The organism is Cyclobacteriaceae bacterium (assembly GCA_025808415.1).
Classification (GTDB): Bacteria; Bacteroidota; Bacteroidia; order Cytophagales; family Cyclobacteriaceae; genus UBA2336.
Map to the genome: position 1 here is coordinate 3,893,483 of CP075525.1, position 18,957 is coordinate 3,912,439.

At 44.4% G+C, this 18,957-nt stretch carries 18 protein-coding genes and 1 tRNA gene; 10 read left to right on the forward strand and 9 right to left on the reverse strand.

Translation table 11 applies throughout. The features are described from left to right. Window positions 1–52 precede the first annotated feature (52 nt). The 3 genes from KIT51_17255 to KIT51_17265 are packed head-to-tail and all read left to right on the forward strand — an operon-like array spanning window position 53 to window position 2,620. Window positions 53–616: a sigma-70 family RNA polymerase sigma factor gene (locus tag KIT51_17255; GenBank protein UYN86583.1), complete on the forward strand. Its 564-nt coding sequence runs from the start codon at window positions 53–55 to the stop codon at window positions 614–616. Next, complete coding sequence (locus KIT51_17260; protein UYN86584.1) at window positions 609–1,988, forward strand: TonB family protein; 1,380 nt, start codon at window positions 609–611, stop codon at window positions 1,986–1,988. The genes KIT51_17255 and KIT51_17260 overlap by 8 nt, the downstream gene beginning before the upstream one ends. Continuing rightward, window positions 1,985–2,620 (forward strand): DUF4230 domain-containing protein, encoded by a 636-nt coding sequence (locus KIT51_17265; protein ID UYN86585.1) that lies wholly within the window; start codon window positions 1,985–1,987, stop codon window positions 2,618–2,620. Before KIT51_17260 ends, KIT51_17265 begins: the two co-directional genes overlap by 4 nt. 9 nt (window positions 2,621–2,629) lie before the next feature. On the opposite strand, the gene KIT51_17270 is transcribed toward KIT51_17265, so the two are convergent. After that, window positions 2,630–3,373, reverse strand: a complete 744-nt coding sequence (locus KIT51_17270) for a response regulator transcription factor (GenBank protein ID UYN86586.1) — start codon at window positions 3,371–3,373, stop codon at window positions 2,630–2,632. A 72-nt stretch (window positions 3,374–3,445) separates the two neighbouring features. Next, a complete protein-coding gene (locus tag KIT51_17275; GenBank protein UYN86587.1) occupies window positions 3,446–4,591 on the reverse strand; it encodes a histidine kinase in 1,146 nt (381 codons plus the stop codon). Window positions 4,592–4,732: 141 nt separating this feature from the next. Here KIT51_17275 and KIT51_17280 point away from each other — a divergent pair, with 141 nt between their 5' ends. Continuing rightward, entirely contained in the window at window positions 4,733–5,947 is a 1,215-nt protein-coding gene (locus KIT51_17280; protein ID UYN86588.1) for a carboxypeptidase-like regulatory domain-containing protein, read from the forward strand. Here the strand turns inward: KIT51_17280 and KIT51_17285 are convergent. The 3 genes from KIT51_17285 to KIT51_17295 all read right to left on the reverse strand — a co-directional run bounded on the left by KIT51_17285 (window position 5,944) and on the right by KIT51_17295 (window position 8,106). Further along, window positions 5,944–7,140 (reverse strand): pyridoxal phosphate-dependent aminotransferase, encoded by a 1,197-nt coding sequence (locus tag KIT51_17285; protein ID UYN86589.1) that lies wholly within the window; start codon window positions 7,138–7,140, stop codon window positions 5,944–5,946. The genes KIT51_17280 and KIT51_17285 overlap by 4 nt on opposite strands. Window positions 7,141–7,202: 62 nt before the next feature. Then, window positions 7,203–7,811 (reverse strand): recombination mediator RecR, encoded by a 609-nt coding sequence (gene recR, locus KIT51_17290; GenBank protein ID UYN86590.1) that lies wholly within the window; start codon window positions 7,809–7,811, stop codon window positions 7,203–7,205. Window positions 7,812–7,824: 13 nt separating this feature from the next. After that, window positions 7,825–8,106, reverse strand: a complete 282-nt coding sequence (locus KIT51_17295; GenBank protein UYN88624.1) for an ATP-dependent Clp protease adaptor ClpS — start codon at window positions 8,104–8,106, stop codon at window positions 7,825–7,827. A gap of 98 nt (window positions 8,107–8,204) precedes the next feature. On the opposite strand from KIT51_17295, the gene KIT51_17300 reads away from it, so the two are divergent. Continuing rightward, the gene (locus KIT51_17300) at window positions 8,205–9,668 is read left to right on the forward strand and encodes a sodium:solute symporter (protein ID UYN86591.1); all 1,464 of its coding nucleotides are present in this window, start codon (window positions 8,205–8,207) and stop codon (window positions 9,666–9,668) included. 88 nt (window positions 9,669–9,756) lie between these two features. Here the strand turns inward: KIT51_17300 and KIT51_17305 are convergent, their stop codons facing one another. Continuing rightward, window positions 9,757–10,071 (reverse strand): hypothetical protein, encoded by a 315-nt coding sequence (locus tag KIT51_17305; GenBank protein ID UYN86592.1) that lies wholly within the window; start codon window positions 10,069–10,071, stop codon window positions 9,757–9,759. 142 nt (window positions 10,072–10,213) lie between these two features. Then, window positions 10,214–10,543 (reverse strand): MGMT family protein, encoded by a 330-nt coding sequence (locus tag KIT51_17310; protein ID UYN86593.1) that lies wholly within the window; start codon window positions 10,541–10,543, stop codon window positions 10,214–10,216. A gap of 257 nt (window positions 10,544–10,800) precedes the next feature. Here KIT51_17310 and KIT51_17315 point away from each other — a divergent pair, with 257 nt between their 5' ends. The 4 genes from KIT51_17315 (at window position 10,801) to KIT51_17330 (ending at window position 14,794) form a co-directional block, all read left to right on the forward strand. Next, window positions 10,801–12,342, forward strand: coding sequence for a hypothetical protein (locus KIT51_17315; protein ID UYN86594.1), 1,542 nt, complete (start codon window positions 10,801–10,803; stop codon window positions 12,340–12,342). Between the two features lie 76 nt (window positions 12,343–12,418). Next, a tRNA-Ser gene (locus KIT51_17320) sits at window positions 12,419–12,505 on the forward strand. Between the two features lie 170 nt (window positions 12,506–12,675). Beyond that, complete coding sequence (locus KIT51_17325) at window positions 12,676–13,161, forward strand: DoxX family membrane protein (GenBank protein ID UYN86595.1); 486 nt, start codon at window positions 12,676–12,678, stop codon at window positions 13,159–13,161. Window positions 13,162–13,183: 22 nt separating this feature from the next. After that, the gene (locus KIT51_17330; protein UYN86596.1) at window positions 13,184–14,794 is read left to right on the forward strand and encodes a Gfo/Idh/MocA family oxidoreductase; all 1,611 of its coding nucleotides are present in this window, start codon (window positions 13,184–13,186) and stop codon (window positions 14,792–14,794) included. A 44-nt stretch (window positions 14,795–14,838) separates the two neighbouring features. Here the strand turns inward: KIT51_17330 and KIT51_17335 are convergent, their stop codons facing one another. Continuing rightward, a complete protein-coding gene (locus tag KIT51_17335; protein UYN86597.1) occupies window positions 14,839–15,879 on the reverse strand; it encodes an acyltransferase family protein in 1,041 nt (346 codons plus the stop codon). Between the two features lie 213 nt (window positions 15,880–16,092). After that, complete coding sequence (locus KIT51_17340; protein ID UYN86598.1) at window positions 16,093–16,665, reverse strand: ankyrin repeat domain-containing protein; 573 nt, start codon at window positions 16,663–16,665, stop codon at window positions 16,093–16,095. 220 nt (window positions 16,666–16,885) lie between these two features. On the opposite strand from KIT51_17340, the gene KIT51_17345 reads away from it, so the two are divergent. Then, window positions 16,886–18,946 (forward strand): helix-turn-helix domain-containing protein, encoded by a 2,061-nt coding sequence (locus KIT51_17345; protein ID UYN86599.1) that lies wholly within the window; start codon window positions 16,886–16,888, stop codon window positions 18,944–18,946. The last annotated feature ends 11 nt before the right edge of the window (window positions 18,947–18,957 follow it).

Consider the following 18,957-nt stretch of genomic DNA (forward strand, 5'->3'; position numbering starts at 1 on the left):
GGTGCTTTGCGGATTCCACAAACCACACGGCATAAATTTTATAGTTTGAAAAATGCTTTTTAATAAGCCCATAACTGAAATTACCGACCAGGAACTGCTGCAACGCTACCAGGCCACCGGTAATGTGGAGGTATTGGGCTACCTGTACACCCGCTATACAGCGCTTGTATACGGTGTTTGCCTGAAGTACCTGAAAGATAGGGACGAGGCAAAAGATGCCGTGATGAATGTGTTTGAAAAACTCATCCGTGCGCTACTCGAACATGAAATAACGCACTTTAAAAGCTGGCTTTACGTAACGGCCCGCAACCATTGCCTCATGCACCTACGGGCCAACAAAAACAAACAAACGGAAGAATTATCCCCATTCCTTATGGAATCTGATGGATATGCGCATCTGGAAGATGCAACTGAACTGGAGGGAAATCTTGTTAAATTGGAAAAGTGCATTGAAAAACTGGGTGAGGAACAACAACGTTGTGTTCGCTTGTTTTTTTTGCAACAGAAGTGCTACCAGGAAATTGGAATGGAAACGGGGTATGATTTGAAAAAAGTGAAGAGCCACATTCAAAATGGTAAGCGTAACTTAAAAATTTGTCTTGAGCGCCATGAATGATTACAGCAACGATATTGCGCGCTACCTGAATGGAACGATGAGCAGTGCCGAACGACATGCTTTCGAAAAAAAGATATTGTCCGATCCATTCCTGGCCGAAGCCCTTGAAGGCGCTGAACAACTACCGGTTGAGGAGTTTACCGAAGACGTAAGAGGCTTAAATGAAGAATTGGTTCAGCCCGAATATGCTGAGTATACCGACTACGCTGCTGCGCCTGCTGGTATGGCCAGCAAAAGTGCTGCCGCCCCGCGCGAAGCAAGGGCTGAAATACAGTCATCGCCCAGAACAAACCGATGGATTTTTTTCAGCAGAATTGCAGCCGGGATTGTGGTGGTTATGGTTTCAGGCTACCTGATTTGGCGCTCCACCCAGGCGATCGAAAAACCATCGGGGCTTGCATTGGATAAAACGGAGTCGGCACCTGCGCCATCGGAAGAAAGCCCTGTGGCCCTGCCTGATGAAGGTAACGTTGAGAAGGATTTATCTTCTGCGAAGACAGGCGAGGCAGTGCGCCAACAATCAACGGCAACAACACCAACCCCGCCAAAACGGAAAGCAACAGAAGAAGCAGAAGCTATCCAGGCAGAACTTGACGATCAAATCAAAACACAACCTGTCCTAAGCGAAGTTAAACCAGTTGATATGGCGCCAAAGCTGGAATTGAAGAAGGAAGAATTGGCTGCTACGGAAGCACCCACTGCTGTGAAAAGAGATATTAGCGAACGAAAAAAAGCGGATGCAAACCCGCTGGCTGGCCCTTCCTACCTTATACCTAATACTATACGCGGCCGTGTAACCTCGAAAGAAGATGGTAGCCCATTGCCCGGTGTAAATGTTTTTATAAAAGGATCAACAACGGGTACCATTACCGATGCCAACGGAGAATACCAGATTGAATTTTCAGGAAATACCCCTACCCTGGTATATTCATTTATTGGGATGCAATCTGCAGAAGTAAGTGCCGGTGACCGAAAACAAGTTGATGTATCCATGGGTGTTGATGCCGCACAGTTAAGCGAAGTAGTTGTTACGGGTTATGGCTTTTCAAGGAGTGAACCTTATGCGCCTACGGTTAACATGGCCCATCCAGAAAACGGTATGCGCAACTTCCGGCAATACCTTGAAAAAAACATTCGTTACCCGGAAGAAGCCAAGGCCAACAAAACCCAGGGAAGGGTAACCCTTGAATTCTTTATTGAAACCGATGGGAAGCTGACGGACTTTACCGTTATAAAAGGTATTGGCTCAGGCTGTGATGAAGAACTCATCCGTTTGGTCAAGGAAGGACCTAAGTGGGTACCTACTAAAAAAGACAATACCCCCATACGCGACAAGGTGCGTGTTCGTTTAAAATTTGACTTGCCGAAATGATTTCACGCTACCTTAAACTCGCCATAGTACTTATTGCTGTTGGAACGCTCGCAGCCTACGTGTTGCTGGTTATCATTCCGCGCCAAACATACACTACTGCCAAAGCCATTGGTAAAGATTTCCGTGAAGCATTTCAATTTACACCCGAAGTGAAAGTGCGCAACACCATTGTGCTGCAACAGCAGACGGCCATATTGGAGCTGGCTGCTTTGTCGCAAAAATTTCAACACCATTATAACTGGAAAAATTCGTGGATGGGAAGCACCAAGCAAATTGAAATTTCAGGATCGTTTGAAGCCAAATGTGGTTTCGATCTTAACAAGAAATTCTCCATTGTTCTTGAAAACGATAAAGCCATTATTTATCTGCCGGCCCCAAAAATTTTGTCGCTTGAGCCTATGGCCGACTTAACCTTTAGGGACGAAAACGGTTACTGGAATTGGGTGAACGAAAACGACAGAACGAATGCTGTAAACGCTTTTATTACAGATGCCAGAAATTTTGCTGAACAAGCTTCGTTTATAGAGGACACAAAAAAAGTCACGGAAGAAAAGCTTCGTGACCTTTTAAAAAACCATGTTAAAGAAGTGCTCTTTGTGTACGAAGCGGTTATTGTTCTGCCTGTACACTAAGCAGCATCCTTAAACAACTTTCTTCCGTATCAGTTTAGCATATGTACGGCTCACCGGGAAACTCTTGCCGCTTTGCATCTTCACAATCATGCCTCCATTAAAGTGTTTCTCAATTTCTTTAAGGAAGTTGATGTTGATAATGGTGCTCCGGTGCACGCGAATGAACGTTTCGGGGTTTAGGATTTCTTCCAGCTTGCCGATGCCCGAAGAACTTACAAACTGATCGTTTTTGGTGGTCAAAATGGTGTAATCGCCTGAGGCTTCAAGGAACATGATTTCTTCTACCGGCAGGTTAATCAACTTTTCCGATTTCTGCACAAAGATGTGCGAATCGTATGATGTCTTATTCTCGGTTTTTATGTTCCGCAAAAGCTCACCTACATTGTTTTGCTCCAGCTTCATCCGTTCTACCGCACGTTTTATGGCCAATTGAAAACGCTCCTGATCAATGGGTTTAAGCAGGTAGTCAACCGCATTTTTTTCGAATGCGCGAATGGCGTATTGATCGTAAGCGGTAGTAAAGATCACGTGCGGATCGTGCGTGATTTCGTCCAGCACATCAAAGCCGGTCATGCCCGGCATCTGAACATCCAGAAAAATCAAATCAGGCTTTAGTTGATCAATCAGGTCTACGGCATCTTTTCCCTTACTGGCTTCACCAACAATAGAAATATTGGGCATCTGTTCAATGTACTCGCGCAAAAGTTCCCGGGCCAGTTGTTCATCATCAATAATCAAGCATGTAATGTTCATGGGGGTTGTTTTAATCGTTCAATTAATCAGTTTTTCTTTACTAAGGTAAACGCGTGGTGTGGGTGAGTGGTATTAACCTGCAATACTTTTTAATTCAGTCTCCGGTTCATCAACCTCCGGCTGAGCGGTATCCGTTGGTGTTTTTTCATCTTCCGGAACCGGTATAAAAAAGCTCACGGAATAGCCCCATTCGTTGGATCGGATGCGCAGGCCTGAGCCAGGCCCGAACGAATTTCGCAAGCGTTGATCGGTATTACGCATACCTACCCCGCTGGAACTTCCATCCATTACCTTTTTTGCATTTGAGCCCAGGCCGTCATCCTTTACCTCAAAAAATATCATGTTGTTAAAGCGTTTAACAATTAATGTAATGGTGCCACCTTCCTCTTTTGGCCCAACACCATACTTCACCGAATTCTCTACAAGTGGTTGAAGGATCATGGGTGGGATTTTAACACCCAAACAAGTAAAGTCGATTTGCTTCACGAACTTTAACCGGCTGCCAAACCGCACTTGCTGGATTTTAATATAGTTGTCGATAAAGTCCAATTCGTGGATAAGCTTCACCATTTGATCGCCATGCGAATCCAACGCATAACGAAAAATATCCGAAAGCTGGGTAATTACTTTGCGGGCATTCTCTTTACTGGAGCCCACTAACATATTTATAGAGTTAAGTGTGTTGAACAAAAAATGCGGGTTGATCTGTGACTTCAGCAATGAAAGTTGCATCTCGCGGTTTTTAATCGCCAATTCACCCTTTTCCTGCTCTTTGCGTTGTAAGCCTTCAAAGTATCGGATGATATAATAGACGGCTACCGTAATGATATACTGGTTTTGAAACTGGAGGCCATCCCAACGCAGCAATCCCATCATGTGTTCTTTCCAATTGTCGAAGAAAACATAGCCTTCTACATAATCCTTAATGTAGTAAGAGAATGAACCCATCAACAAAAAGAAAACTAAAATACCGGCCAGGTGGCCGGCAATCTGAACATATATCTTGAACTGGAATAGAAAGTTCGAATAAAGCAGTATAAGGATAATGCAAATGCAGAGGGCCTCCCACAGATAAAGTGCATTCCAAAAAACAAAAAAGAAAGGGGTAACGAGTTTCCACTCCAAAAAAGCACTTACCGTGAAGTTAATAAGATACCACAGGCACAACAGCAAGTAGGCCCTTTTCCAAACACGGGGTATCTTTTCCAGGTTAATCAAGTCGCCAAATTGATTGTTAAAGTTACATAGAACGATGATAAATCGGCTAAGGAATCCATTTTGGCGCTAAACCTTCAAAAATGCAGATAATCTTACCTGAGGTTTGAAAGCACACGGTGATTGATCAATTTTATTGGTTCCATGAGATACGCGTTGATAGTAATTGCCATGCTGGTTTTTGTGCTGGAAAGCGTGGCGCAGAAAATAACCATTTCGGGGGTAGCGGTGGATAAAGAAACCCGTGAGCCGCTGCCCTTCGCCTCCATTGGCATACAGGGTAAATCCATTGGCACCATCACCAACCTGCAAGGTGAGTTCGATTTTCACATTCCCCCTGAATACCGAAACGAAATAGTAGTGATCAGCATGTTGGGTTATGTTAATTTTGAGGCACCGGTATGGACGCTCTCCGCTAATACCACTTTTGAACTGTCTAAGTCAACCACGGTGCTGAACGAAGTTGTGGTAACCGATTCGCTCTCGGGTGGCGACATCCTGCGGATTGCGTTGAGCCGGATTGAAAAGAATTACCCGATGAAGCCTTTTATGATGGAAGGATTTTACCGGGATGTTAAAAAGGTTGCCAGCACCCATATTTCGTTACTGGAAGCTGCGGTAAAAATTTATGATGAAGATTATGCCGAGCCGCGAAACAAGTACAAGCTTCGTGAACGTGTTCGGCTGATGGAAGTACGCAAAAGCCTTGGGTATGAAAGCCGGTTTACAGCTTATTTCGATCAGGATAATTTATTGGAAGATCTGCTGCTGCACAATAATATTCGCTACCGTCAGATAGAAGCACGCGAAGAAATGTACAACGCCATGTCACGCCTTGCCGATTCGTATTACAATGGGCATGAGATTTACGTAATTGCCCACACAAAAGATTACCTGTTGAAGATTTTTGTCGATAAGCAAGACTACTCCATTATCCACCTTGAATTTGAAACTGGTTCATCCAACGAATTGGTTGGAAAAAAGAAAAAGCTGGTAAGCCGTTTTGCCGGGTTAAGAAAAACCATCGACTTCCGGCCGGTAGATGGAAAAATGTACCTCAGCTACATGAGCATTACTTCAAAAGTAACCTGGCATGATATCAAAACCGATGAACTGAAGTTCGAAACCGAATTGTTTCAACAATTACTTATCAACGAAGTTAAACCTAATACAAGCGAACGCATTGGCGGCACCGAAAAAATGCGCAACTATGGTTTGCAATACCAGGACCAACCTTACAACAAGACCTTTTGGGATAACTACAATGTTATTAAGGACACCCCCCTGGATAAAAAAATACTGGAAGACCTGGAGAAAGCAGGACCACTGCAAAAACAATTTGAAGGCTATAACAACTAACGAAGATCGGCAAGCGCATTCTTTATCCTTTTCAAAGCTTCGCGCAAATCCTTTTCCGATGCAGCATACGAAAGCCGAACACATTTTTCTTCACCAAAGGCACCCCCGGGCACTAACGATACGTGAGCTTTCTCGAGCATATACATACAGAAATCCTCGCCATTTTTAATGGTTCGCTCACCATCCGATTTTCCATAATAGAAACTAACATCCGGAAAAAAGTAAAACGCCCCTTGCGGGTAATTGGATTTGATTCCTGGAATTTCCTTTAACAGGTCATAAACAATTTCCCTGCGTTTTTTATACTCCTCAACCATGGCCAATGTAGGTGCAAGATCCTGTGTGATTGCTGCATACGCTGCCCGTTGGGCTATTGAACAATTAGCAGAAGTAAGCTGGCCCTGCATTTTATTGCAGCCATCGGCTATCCATTTTGGCCCGCCAACATACCCTACGCGCCAACCGGTCATGGCAAAACCTTTAGCAAACCCGTTTACCGTAATGGTTCGTTCAAACATTCCCGGCAACGAAGCAAAACTTACATGTTCGCCCGTAAAATTTATGTGCTCATATATCTCATCGGCAATTACCAATATGTTTTCATGCTTCCGCACAACATCGGCAATTGCTTCTAACTCCGAACGCAAAAAAACCGAACCGGTAGGATTACACGGTGATGAAAAAATAATAATCCGGGTTTTGGGGGTAATGGCTCGTTGGACCTGTGATGCTGTTACTTTAAAATCATTTTCAATACTTCCTTTTACCAAAACAGGTTTTGCCTCCGCCAGGCGCACTAATGCATCGTAGCTAACCCAATAGGGAGAAAATATAATTACCTCATCGCCCGGGTTAAGAATGGCCAGCATGGCGTTTGCTATTGATTGCTTGGCACCGTTCGACACCACAATATTTTCTGCTTTGTAAGGAATATTGTTTTCTTTCTGGTACTTAGCTGCAAGCGCTTCGCGCAAATCCTGATAACCGGCTACAGGCGGGTAGGCAAAGTATTTTCCTTCATCAATGGCCTTTTTGGCTGCCTCACAAATGTGCGATGGGGTTTTGAAGTCGGGCTCACCTAAGCTTAGGCTAATCACATCAATGCCACGGTTTTTGAATTCGCGGGCTTTGGCGGCCATCGCCAGGGTTGCCGATTCTTCGAAAGCGTTTAACCGGTTGGAAAGTTGGGTCATGGGTACGGGTGTAAGAAGGCAAAGAAAAAGATTTCTGCCGGAATGATGAAACTTCGCGGTGGTTAATTGAAAAGTGTCCTTCCGGTTATGCTCCTGCCTAAGGTAATTTCATCGGCATATTCCAGGTCTCCGCCAATGGGTATGCCCCGCGCAATCACACTAACCTTAACCGGCATATCCTTTATTCGTCTGTGGATATAAAAAGAGGTGGTGTCGCCTTCCATGGTAGGGCTTAAAGCCAGTATAAGTTCCTTTACTTCCGATTGACCATGGTTGAGCCGACTCAACAAGGAATCAATTTTAAGTTCCGATGGGCCTATGCCATTAATGGGCGATATAACCCCACCCAGTACATGGTACAAGCCACGGTACTGTGCCGTATTTTCAATGGCCATTACATCGTTTGTATTTTCAACAACGCACACCGTAGAGCGATCGCGTTTATGGCTTGCGCAAATGCTGCACACCTCTGCATCGGAAATATTATGGCAATGCTTACAGAATTGAATGCGCGACCGTAATTGATTTAATGCCTCAGTCAACGCAAGTGTGCTCTCTTCTTTCTCCTTGATAAGGTGCAACACCAGGCGAAGCGCTGTCTTTTTTCCAATGCCAGGGAGTTTTGAAACCTGGTTTACTGCCTCCTCAATCAACTTTGACGGATAATCCACAGCGCCTCCTCAATTATAAAATTTTGGCATCAATGCCCGCCTCACAAATAGCATCGCGCATCGGCTTCAGAAACTCAAACGTACCATTTTTTACAGCGCATTTCCCTTTATGATGGATGATCCAGGTGCATTGTTCGGCTTGCTCAGCTGTATGCCTGCAAACCCTGATGAGGGTTTCAATGACATGCTCAAACGTATTGAAATCATCATTAAAAACAACCAAATCCATTAACTCAGTAGTTTCTACTACTTCCATTAAATCGGTCAATACTTCTTCCTGGTAAGCGTTTCGCATGGCCTGAAATGATCGGTGCAAAATTAACACAAAAACGACTTCATTGGTTGATTTGGATTTGAGGGTATTTACTCATTTTTTGCAGGAAACTATAGTCAATGACGCCCATACTGGTCATTAGTATCATTACAATTTATTTCATGGCCTTAATCCTCATTTCGTGGTTTACTTCGAAGGGGGCAGATACACATACTTTTTTTACGGCTAACCGCCAGTCGCCCTGGTACCTAGTCGCCTTTGGAATGATTGGCGCTTCACTTTCGGGTGTCACGTTCATTTCAGTACCGGGCAATGTTGGCAAAATAGGGTTTGGTTACTTTCAGGTAGTATTAGGCTATCTGCTCGGGTACTGGGCTATCATCGGCATATTAATGCCGCTTTACTACCGGTTAAACGTTATTTCAATTTATACCTACCTCGAACAACGTTTCGATTTTTGGTCCTATAAAACCGGTGCGTTCTTTTTCATGGTTTCGCGCACCATTGGTTCATCACTACGGTTATACCTGGCGGCCACTGTGCTTCAATTATTTTTATTTGATGCCTGGAGTATCCCATTCTATGTTACCGTGGCAACAACTATCGTGTTGATTTGGGTGTACACGAATAAAGGTGGGATCAAAACCATTGTGTGGACAGATACTTTTCAAACGTTGTTTCTTGTTTCAGCCGTAGTTATTGCCGTATGGCAAATTTCAAACCGCCTTGGCTATTCATTCACCGAAATGGTTGATGCCATTGAGCACAGTAGATACTCTAAAATTTTTTACTTCGATGATGTAAACTCTCCGTTGTATTTCTGGAAACAATTTCTTGGGGGCGCATTCATCGCCCTAACGATGACAGGTATGGATCAGGAAATCATGCAGAAAAATCTTACTTGTCGTACGCTACGCGATGCGCAGAAAAATATGTTCTGGTTTAGCCTTACACTGGTTTTTGTAAACTTATTGTTTCTCGCATTAGGTGCACTGCTCTACCTCTATTCAGAAAAAAATGGCATTGTCCTTCCGGCTGCGAGCGATGAACTGTTTCCAGCACTTGCCTTAAATGAATTCAGTTTGGTGGTTGGTGTATTTTTTATTTTAGGAATCACTGCTTCTTCCTATGCCAGTGCCGATTCGGCCCTTGCCGGGTTAACCACTTCATTTTGTATCGATTTTCTGGATTTTAAAAACAAGGCTGAAATCGCAAAAAAGCGTCAAAAGCTTTTCGTACACATCGGATTTTCCTTGCTCTTCCTCATCATCATTCTGGTATTTAAAGAAATCAACAACCGTTCGGTAATTGATGCCGTGCTAAGTGTTGCCGGTTATACTTATGGGCCGTTGTTAGGGCTATTCTCTTTTGGTTTGTTGACTAAGCGCAAGGTGCGCGACAGACTGGTGCCCATGGTTTGTTTGCTCTCCCCGGCCATCTCCTACCTGTTGAGCGTAAATTCAAAAGCGTGGTTTGGTGGTTATGTTTTCAGTTTTGAAATCCTGATTGTAAATGGATTGATAACCTTTATCGGATTATGGACCATTTCAACTGGGCCTGACCGACAAAGCAAAAGCATCTAAAAAGGAAAAGGCCACCCCATTTGGAAGCGACCTTAACCCGATTAAAACCAACCCCACGTTGGTGTTGCCTTTTACTGCATTGGCAGCGTTATTTCTTTACATAGTGATATTCCTGTATTTCCTTTCCTTTTTTCAGGCGTATTGTGTATTCACCAAACTTCACATCACAGAAGTCGATGATCATTTTTCGTTTTTCCAATTTTTGAGAGGTCACGAGGTCACCATTGGCGTAGTAAACCTCCACTAAAGCTCCAAGAAATTTCCTGTCGGCTTTGAACATGAATAAATTCTTATGCCGTGAGTCGAGTACATCAACTGCTTCATCAGGCGAAGTGGCCTGCGCAGCAGCAACACTCCCGAAGAGTATGGCTGATGCTATGAAGAAGTTGACAAGGGTTTTCATGGGTCTTTGATCATCCTGTTTGGATAACCCTTATGCTAACCCCATGCCTTGTAAGAAAATGTTGATTTTTGACGAATTTCAGGGGTTACCACCCGAAATTGTTCCATTTTTGGGAAGATTTATTCCAGATTTTGACCATCACTCAGGGCAATTCCTTCGATGGATCCCACAATAGATCGTTGAAGCGTACGATTTTATCGTTAACCACCTGTACACCCTCTTTCTCCAAAAGACGCTGCATGGTTACAGGAGTTTTAAAATGAATCTTACCGGTAAGCAAACCTTGGCTGTTAACAACCCGATGGGCAGGAACGTCTTTGGGTGCACCATGCATAGCCCAACCCACCATTCGCGCACTCATACGTGTGCCCAGGTAGCGGGCTATGGCGCCATAGCTGCACACCCGGCCTTTAGGGATAAGCTTTACAACAGCATAAACATCCTCAAAAAAATTTTCTCCTTTCGGTCTCATTTTCTTACCTGCAATATTTTAAACCCAGATTATGAATCAGGACTAAGCTACTCCGCAATAGCTGACGAATTCCTGACTGCAATCGTCTGGATTGTCAGGGTTAACCTTGACAATGAAAATCACAGAAATGTCGCACGGCATTACGTGAAAGCTGTTGATTTTCATTCGTCAAATTGTGCAATAGAATTTCTATTGCACAATTACGGTTAAAAAGTTGATCTTACTAACTTTGCTGACCTTAAGCAAAAACCAAATCGTTGAGAACCAAAATCTACACAAGTTTAGTTAGCCTGCTGTTCCCATTATTGGCCTTTGGGCAAAATGGCCATGAATTGGTTTTCCCCGACTCAGCCGGATGGACCAATCTCTTCGAAGGGAAAATATTAAAATTTCAATTGAGGGGCACACCGGCCAATCAACATGTTGTCTTTTCTTTATTGGACAATGAAATCCCCGGGATTCAGTTTGATTCAACCGGGAATTTTTCCTGGACACCTTCACATGACTTAGTTAACCGTGTTGAACTTAAGAAAGAGTTCCCGGTAATCTTTCAAGGCTTTTGGGCCGATGGTTCGCGCGTACGCAAAACCATAAACTTTATGGTGTATCATGTAAATCGTCCGCCACAGGTAGAAGAACTTCCTGTGTTTTATGTGAAACAATCCACACGCAATACATACCAAATCAGTAATGAATATGTTTTCGATCCGGATGGCGACCCGATTGTGTTTAAAGCCATACCTTCACAAATGCCAGAAGGACTTACCCTAAATTCGCAAGGGCTGCTAAGCTGGACACCTTCACGAAACCAGTTTAATGCGCTTAAAACAAACCCGGCCACAATTGAATTTATTGTTCAGGATCAACCCGATAAAACTGAAACCAAAGGAAAGCTAAAAATTGCACAAACACAGCTTGATCTTCCGCCAGAGATATTGATTGTACCCGGTGATTCCTCCTTTACCATTAAAGAAGATGAAACACTGAACCTTAAGTTATACTTGTCCGATCCAAATGGGGACGATAACATCAAAAATGCAGGTTTTGTGGCCTCCGATGCACGGGTACCATCTTCAGCATTGAAAGAAAACACACCGCTGCAATACGAGTTTACCTGGCAGCCGGGGTATGATTTCGTAGAAGACACCCAGAAAAAACTTTCCTTCGACATAGTCTTTTTCGCCATGGATAAATCCAACAACCGTACACAGCGAAAAATAAACATCACCGTGCTTGATGCCGAAAACATTGTGTTGAAGGACGGACTGCAATATCAAAAATACAGGGCAAACATTGCCGCGGCTGCTGAACTGCTGCAAACACTTGATGAGAATCAAAAGAAATTAAATGTTGACTACAAAAAGGCCAAGAAGGGGAAGAAGAACCGCTCGTTGATGAACGCATCGCTTGGAGCAGTTACAGGACTATCCCCTACCTTATTGGAAACCGACCAGTCAAAAGTTGTTTCCACCGTAGGGGGTACAACCGTACTTACGCTTAATACCCTGGAGGCCACACAGGTTATTGGTAAAAGTAAAGATGAGATCATGGACAGGATTAAAATCAATGTCGATATCCGTAACCGTGTACAGGGAGCCGGTGATGACTTCGCCAGAAAATATGCCGTAAAAACTACGCGCAGAGGATTGGAATTTGAAAAAGATATTGAGAAACTTCGAATGGTGCTGAACGATCAGCGCCTGGTACTGCTGGAGTTGGATGCGTACAAGAAAAATACCCAGCCGTTGAGTAACAAAGATCTCAAACGAACCTTCCCAGACTTTACAGAAGAAAACTAAGTTAACATGTTTGGTGGTGGTTTTGCCGAAATGGTTTAAACCTATACATTTGCAATCCTAAAATTAACCAAGCTACAGAGGAGTGGTAGAGTGGTTTATTGCACCGGTCTTGAAAACCGGAGACCCTTTACGGGGTCCGGGGGTTCGAATCCCTCCTCCTCTGCACAAATAAAGCCCTGGCAAAACCGGGGCTTTTTGTTTCCCGGATATCTGGCGGGCACTCCCCTTACATGCTTCAGCAATACACGACTAAGATTACCCCCTGAAGTGACTATTGTCATTTTTTCTGCCCGATAAAACAGGGATAATCGTATTCATTAAAATCAACATATCATGAAATCCAGCGGCTTTTCAGCAGGGCAAAATGCAAGCCTCGTTTTGCTTCGTGTTTTTATTGGATGGCATTTTTTCTATGAGGGAATTCTCAAAATTTATAACCCCGCCTGGACCGCCAAAGGCTATTTGCTAAGTGCCACGTTCTTAAAACCATTTTTTACCTGGCTGGCGGATGATTCTATAATCCGTGTAGTGGATACCTTGAACATCGTTGGGCTGCTGGCTGTGGGGGTGGTCCTGCTACTTGGCCTAAAAATCAAATGGGCAGCTATTGGAGGTATTCTCCTGTTGGCATTTTATTACCTGGCTCACCCTCCTTTCCCAGGTTTCGAACAGGGACCTTCAGAAGGAAGTTACTGGATTGTGAACAAAAACCTGATCGAGATGGCGGCACTGGTTGTGCTTTATCAATTTCCAACCTACGCTGCCTTTGGTTTGGAGCGAATGCTTTTGAGAAATCGCCAAAACACCGAAGCCGGATAATCTCACCTAAAAAATCAAGATCATGAAAAAGAAAGAAGATAGTCTTTTTAACCTGAACAGGCGCGACATGCTGAAGAGTTTGGCAGGCATACCCATCCTCGGTTCGATTTGGTTTGCCGGTGCTAAAACAACCGTGACAGCAAAACATGAACGTGAATTTTTGCTTGAGAAGTTGAACATTAAAGCAGCACTGCCTCCACCAACGGGGCCTATGAGCGGCAAACCCTTACGATTAGGAATAATCGGCTTTGGCATACGAGGCGAACAGTTGTGCCGGGCATTGGGATTTGCCACGAAGGAATGGCTGAATGAAATGAAACAGGCTGCTGAAAAAAATCGACACGATACAAGGCTCGCTGAATTCCTGGCACAGGAAAACTTAAATGTAAAAATTACGGCTGTTTGTGATGTGTTTGATGTTCATGCCGAATGTGTAGTAGATTCATTTTCCACTGTCGACAATCCGGTTAAGCGTTTTACCACACACAAAGAATTGGTGAACAGCGGTGAAGTAGATGCTGTAATCATTGCTACACCCGATCATTGGCATGCTCCGATGGCCATTGATGCGCTGCAGGCGGGCGTTCACGTTTACATTGAAAAACCCATGACGCATACAATTTCTGAAACCTACACACTGCGCGATGCTGTGCGCGATTCAGGAAAGGTTTTGCAAGTCGGCCACCAGCACAGACAAACCCAAAGTTTTCTGGCGGCCATGGACATCATCCAAAAACAAACGCTCGGCCATGTGTCGCTGGTACAAACCAACACCAATCGTAATGATGATAACGGTGCCTGGCAATACGACATTCATGAAAAGGCATCACCTGAAACCATTGACTGGGATTTGTTTTTAGGAACAGCACCCAAGGTTCCATTTAATAAAGAGCATTTCTTCCGGTGGAGAAAGTGGTGGGCTTATGGCTCAGGATTATCCGGTGATTTGCTTACACACGATTACGATAGAATAAATTGCATCCTGAAAATGGGCATTCCAAAACTGGTCACGGCTTCAGGCGGAATTTATACCCACCGCGATGGACGCAATGTGCCAGATGTACTTCAGGTGAATATGGAGTACCCGGATTTTAGCACGGGCTCCAGTCAGCCGGCAGGCAAAGAAAAAGGAATGACCTTTGTTTACAGCGCAACCCTTGGCAATCAGTTTGACCGGCCAACGTACCTGATGGGCCATGATGCTACTATGGAACTCGGTAATGTGATCAGCATTTATGCCGATGCCCGGAGTACCCGATATGCTGACATGTTAAAGGAAAACCGGATTGATCCGGAGATTCCGATCTATCAATACAATCCATTGGCCAACGCTACCGATGCGGTTACGTCAGCCACAGCAAAATATTTTGCCAACAAGGGATTGATGTGGACCTACCGCGATGGAAAACGCATCGACTCAACATTTCTGCATATGCGTGAATGGCTGAGTTGCATCCGTAATGGTGGCAAGCCAAGCTGTGGCATTGATGAAGGATTTGAGGAAGCCATTTCGGCACACATGGCAGGGTTGTCGTATAAGTTAGGCAGGGCTATTGAATGGAATCCGGAGGAAGAAAAAATTGTTGCGAGGCCTGGTGAAGATCTGGATGCGATACTTTTGGCAAGTCAATAAAAATTCTTAGAGAAATTTTATTGAACCGTTGGATTGAATAGAGGCTACTGCTCTATCCTTAATCCAAAGAAAGGTTTTATCCATTTCAATTTTCGAATGATTTCAAACGTGCCGAAGCATCCGGCCAACGTAAATAGCAACACCAGCACAAACTGAACTGGCGATGGCAATGGCCATTTGAAAATCAAATGCGATCCGAGGTATAAAAAAATCATGTGCACGATATACACCGGGTACGCGGCTTCACTCAGGTATGTCAGCACCTTGCCCGGTTTGTTCAGGTATTTGCTGCCGAAAGCAAGTATCGTCAGTATCCAACTCATCGATTCAACTACCATTAAGTAGCCGGGTATACTCATACCAAAATAATAGACACGCAACAGAAAAAGTGTAGTGCCGGTGATCATAAAAAGCAAACGCAACCGCTGAATCATCTGCCAAAACGCTGCACCACTCAGTACAAAACAAAAACCGAAGAAAAATGCCAGCAAACCCAAAAAGAAACCGTGCCACGTCATGGCGTACAACTCAAACGGAACGGGCTTGGTAATTATCACTTCCAGCACAAAGGCAGTTGCAACCAGCAGCAAGCCCATGGGGTGACATAAAATACTTTTCAGGTAGCGAACAACAATCCCACCTTCGTTATGCTTCAGGTAAAACAAAACGGGCGCGAGCAACACTACATAACTGAAGATGTTCCCCAGAAACCACAGGTGTCCCGGATTCCAGTTGTAGTGCACTTCCATGTTATAATGATACCTCCAGATCAGCACATGCACCGGCACAATCGCAAACATGCCAAATACAAACGGCAACAAAATACGCCACGCGCGTTCGGTAATAAGTTGTTTCCAGTTTCGTTTTTGCATGGCAAAGTACACGCCCATGCCCGAAACAAAGAATAGCAAGGGAATACGCCACACATTTAACAGCATCATGGGTGTCCACAAAGCTGCCCATGGATTTTGATTGGTGATAAACCCGATCATTACGCCCCAGGGCTGGAAACCAATAGCAACATGGTAAATTAAAAGTAATCCGATGGCGATCACACGAAGCCAGTCAATGTCGTAGCGTCTCATTGGTGTTTGGTTGATATTTTAATTGTTTTGTTTTCCGTCATTGCGAGGAACACAACTCAGCCCCGCTTAGCACCACAAAATGCACACGTGACGAAGCAATCCCTCATTATATGTTTAGACCTAAACGTGAAGTTTGAGATTGCTTCGCTACATTGCACATCCAATGCTTCCGTTCGCAATGACGACCAAAGAAATTCCATCATGATGTGACGACTATTTCAACATCGCTGCAATTTCCGGCCGGGTTTTTTCGAGGTAAGCATAATCCAGTTTTAGTCCCATTGGGCCAAGTGTGTTTTTCATAATGTCATACACATCTTTCAACTCACTGAACGAGCCGGCAACATTGTCGTAGGCAGTTGCCCCGTATTTATTCTTGATAGATTTATCGGCTTTCTTTGCCAATAGCAGCTTTACAATCTCCGGACGGCAAAAAAATGCAGCGGTATGCAAAGCGGTGGAGCCATCGTTATTCTGAAAGTTGATATCCACACCGGCATCTAAAAGCACTTTCGCCATTTCCGTTTTGCCAAATACTGCCGCACTGATCAGTGGACTTGATCCGCCAAACGGATCTTTTACATTCAAATCGCTGCCCGCTGCAATGTGCTGCTTCACAGCTTCCAGATTGTCAGTAATTACGGCTGTATGCAAGTCAATTGCAGGGGCTTTGGCGCTTTGGCCCTGTGCATTTTCTTTTACCCCACAGGCGGTTAACACCAATACTACCGCCCACAGGGATACTTTCGTGATGGAAGAAATTAAATAGAGAACTGCTGTTTTCATGGTTTTTTGTTTTGTTGGTTATATGTTTTTGTTGCTGCAAAGAAACGTACTGCCGGAAGGGTAGGCTAAACAGTGGTGCACACAAAACCATCAACTTTGCTCCAAACCGCATAAATTTTGACGCAGTAATATAAATTTTGATGCAAATGCCTGCGAAGCCTTACCTTCGCACGTGTAAAAAATATACTTTTCGACCCGGAATCCGCATTTGATCTCTCTCATGAGCAACGCCTCTCCCCACGACTTAGATTTTCTGAACCAACTCACCGCTAAAATTGAAGAACACCTAGCGGAAGAGCAGTTTGGAGTAAGTGAATTGGCTGATGCCATGAACATGAGCCGCTCCAACCTGCTGCGCAAGGTTAAAAAAGCCACCAGCCTGTCGGTGAGCCAGCTCATCAACCAGGTGCGGTTGCAACGCGGTATGGAGTTGTTGCGCACTACCTCATTGAATGTTTCAGAGGTATCGCACCGGGTGGGGTTTAACAGTACCTCGTATTTCATTAAATGCTTCCGCGAATATTATGGTTACCCGCCTGGTGAGGCCGGAAAGCGCAGTGCCGAACAGACTGTGCCCATAGCGGCACCCCCGATAAAACAACGTCCGAAGTATTGGATCGTGACTGTTCTACTGGTAATTGCAGCAGTTATTTTTGGATGGTGGGTGCTCACGCCAAAAACCCAGAAAGAAAAAAGCATTACAGAAAAATCCATTGTGGTGCTGCCCTTCAAAAACGACAGTGCCGACTCCACCAATATTTATCTCATCAACGGACTGATGGAGGCCACGCTAAACAACCTGCAAAAGATCAAAGACCTGAACGTACTTAGCCGTACATCAGCAGAAAAATACCGCAACAGCAACAAGACCATACCGGAAATTGCAAAAGAACTGAACGCGAATTATTTCGTGGAAGGAAGCGGCCAGAAAATGGGCGACCGCATTGTATTAACCATTCAATTGATTGATGGCGCCACCGATCGCCACCTGTGGAGCAAACAATACAGGCGCGAAGCCAATGACATCTTTACGTTGCAGCAGGAAATCGCCAACGACATTGCCGCAGAAATTCAGGCCGTGATTACACCCGAAGAAAAAACCCGCATTGAAAAAATCCCTACCACCAACATGGAGGCATACGACTCCTTTTTAAAGGGGTTGGATTTATTGAACAAAAATGGGGACGAAAATCTGCAGCAAGCACTTATCTATTTTGATGAAGCCATCGCACACGACAACACTTTTTCGCTTGCTTATGCCTGTGCCGGTATTGCATGTTACTACCTGGATGTGTTTCGTACCGAAAAAGAACATGTAGAAAAAATGGGCACCTATGCCGATAAGGCGTTGCTGTACGATCCCAAACTTGGCGAAGGCCATACCGCCAAAGCCATGTATTACTTAATAAAGAAAGAATACCAGCAGGCATTACCATACCTTGAAAAAGGACTGGAGTATAATCCCAACTCGTCATTACTTATCGGGTTGCTGGCTGATTATTACGCCAACTATATGCCCAATACCGGCAAGTACCTGGAGTACGCGTTGCGTGGCATGCGTCTCGGTGCAGAAGGTAAAGATTCCGTTGAAGTGAGCTATTTCTACCTGCGGTTGGGGAATGCGCTCATCCAAACCGGGTTTGTGGATGAATCGCTGCATTACATTGATAAATCACTGGAGCTCTCTGAACACAATATGTACTCGCGCTATGTACGTGCCTTTGTGATGTATGCGAAAACCAAAGACCTGAACAACACACGTAACTTGTTGCTGGCTGAATTTCAAAAAGACACCATGCGTTTTGATATTCTCCAAGACCTGGGCAAGGTGAGTTACTACTTAAACGACTTCGAAACGGCATATCAATACTACCAACGTTTTAATCGCATGCGCGAAGCGATGAAGCTGGATGTGTATCAACACGAAAACATGATTATTGGTGTAACGTATGAAAAGGCCGGACAGAAAGAAGCAGGCAAGCAATTTATTGAAAGCTACCGCGAATTTCTGAACCACGACCAGAGCGCCTACCGCCATGCCGGCCTGGGCATGTACTATGCCTACACCGGTAACAAACAAAAAGCGTTGGAGCACTTCCGCCAGTTTGCCAAAGAGGACAACATACAATATTGGCTTATACTTTTCATCGATAAAGATCCAATGCTGGCAGGTATGGCCACCGACCCTGAAATGAAAAAAGTACTACGCGAGATTGAAAAGAAGTTTTGGGCTAACCATAATAAACTGAAGCTTCGGCTGGAGGAGCAGGGGCTGTTGTAAATTACTGCCCG

Bases quoted from the DNA above. Each gene is read 5' to 3' on its own strand.
- KIT51_17255 (UYN86583.1), top strand. From the start codon at position 53: ATGCTTTTTAATAAGCCCATAACTGAAATTACCGACCAGGAACTGCTG.
- KIT51_17260 (UYN86584.1), top strand. From the start codon at position 609: ATGAATGATTACAGCAACGATATTGCGCGCTACCTGAATGGAACGATG.
- KIT51_17265 (UYN86585.1), top strand. From the start codon at position 1,985: ATGATTTCACGCTACCTTAAACTCGCCATAGTACTTATTGCTGTTGGA.
- KIT51_17270 (UYN86586.1), bottom strand. From the start codon at position 3,373: ATGAACATTACATGCTTGATTATTGATGATGAACAACTGGCCCGGGAA.
- KIT51_17280 (UYN86588.1), top strand. From the start codon at position 4,733: ATGAGATACGCGTTGATAGTAATTGCCATGCTGGTTTTTGTGCTGGAA.
- KIT51_17285 (UYN86589.1), bottom strand. From the start codon at position 7,140: ATGACCCAACTTTCCAACCGGTTAAACGCTTTCGAAGAATCGGCAACC.
- KIT51_17295 (UYN88624.1), bottom strand. From the start codon at position 8,106: ATGCGAAACGCTTACCAGGAAGAAGTATTGACCGATTTAATGGAAGTA.
- KIT51_17300 (UYN86591.1), top strand. From the start codon at position 8,205: ATGACGCCCATACTGGTCATTAGTATCATTACAATTTATTTCATGGCC.
- KIT51_17305 (UYN86592.1), bottom strand. From the start codon at position 10,071: ATGAAAACCCTTGTCAACTTCTTCATAGCATCAGCCATACTCTTCGGG.
- KIT51_17310 (UYN86593.1), bottom strand. From the start codon at position 10,543: ATGAGACCGAAAGGAGAAAATTTTTTTGAGGATGTTTATGCTGTTGTA.
- KIT51_17325 (UYN86595.1), top strand. From the start codon at position 12,676: ATGAAATCCAGCGGCTTTTCAGCAGGGCAAAATGCAAGCCTCGTTTTG.
- KIT51_17330 (UYN86596.1), top strand. From the start codon at position 13,184: ATGAAAAAGAAAGAAGATAGTCTTTTTAACCTGAACAGGCGCGACATG.
- KIT51_17335 (UYN86597.1), bottom strand. From the start codon at position 15,879: ATGAGACGCTACGACATTGACTGGCTTCGTGTGATCGCCATCGGATTA.
- KIT51_17340 (UYN86598.1), bottom strand. From the start codon at position 16,665: ATGAAAACAGCAGTTCTCTATTTAATTTCTTCCATCACGAAAGTATCC.
- KIT51_17345 (UYN86599.1), top strand. From the start codon at position 16,886: ATGAGCAACGCCTCTCCCCACGACTTAGATTTTCTGAACCAACTCACC.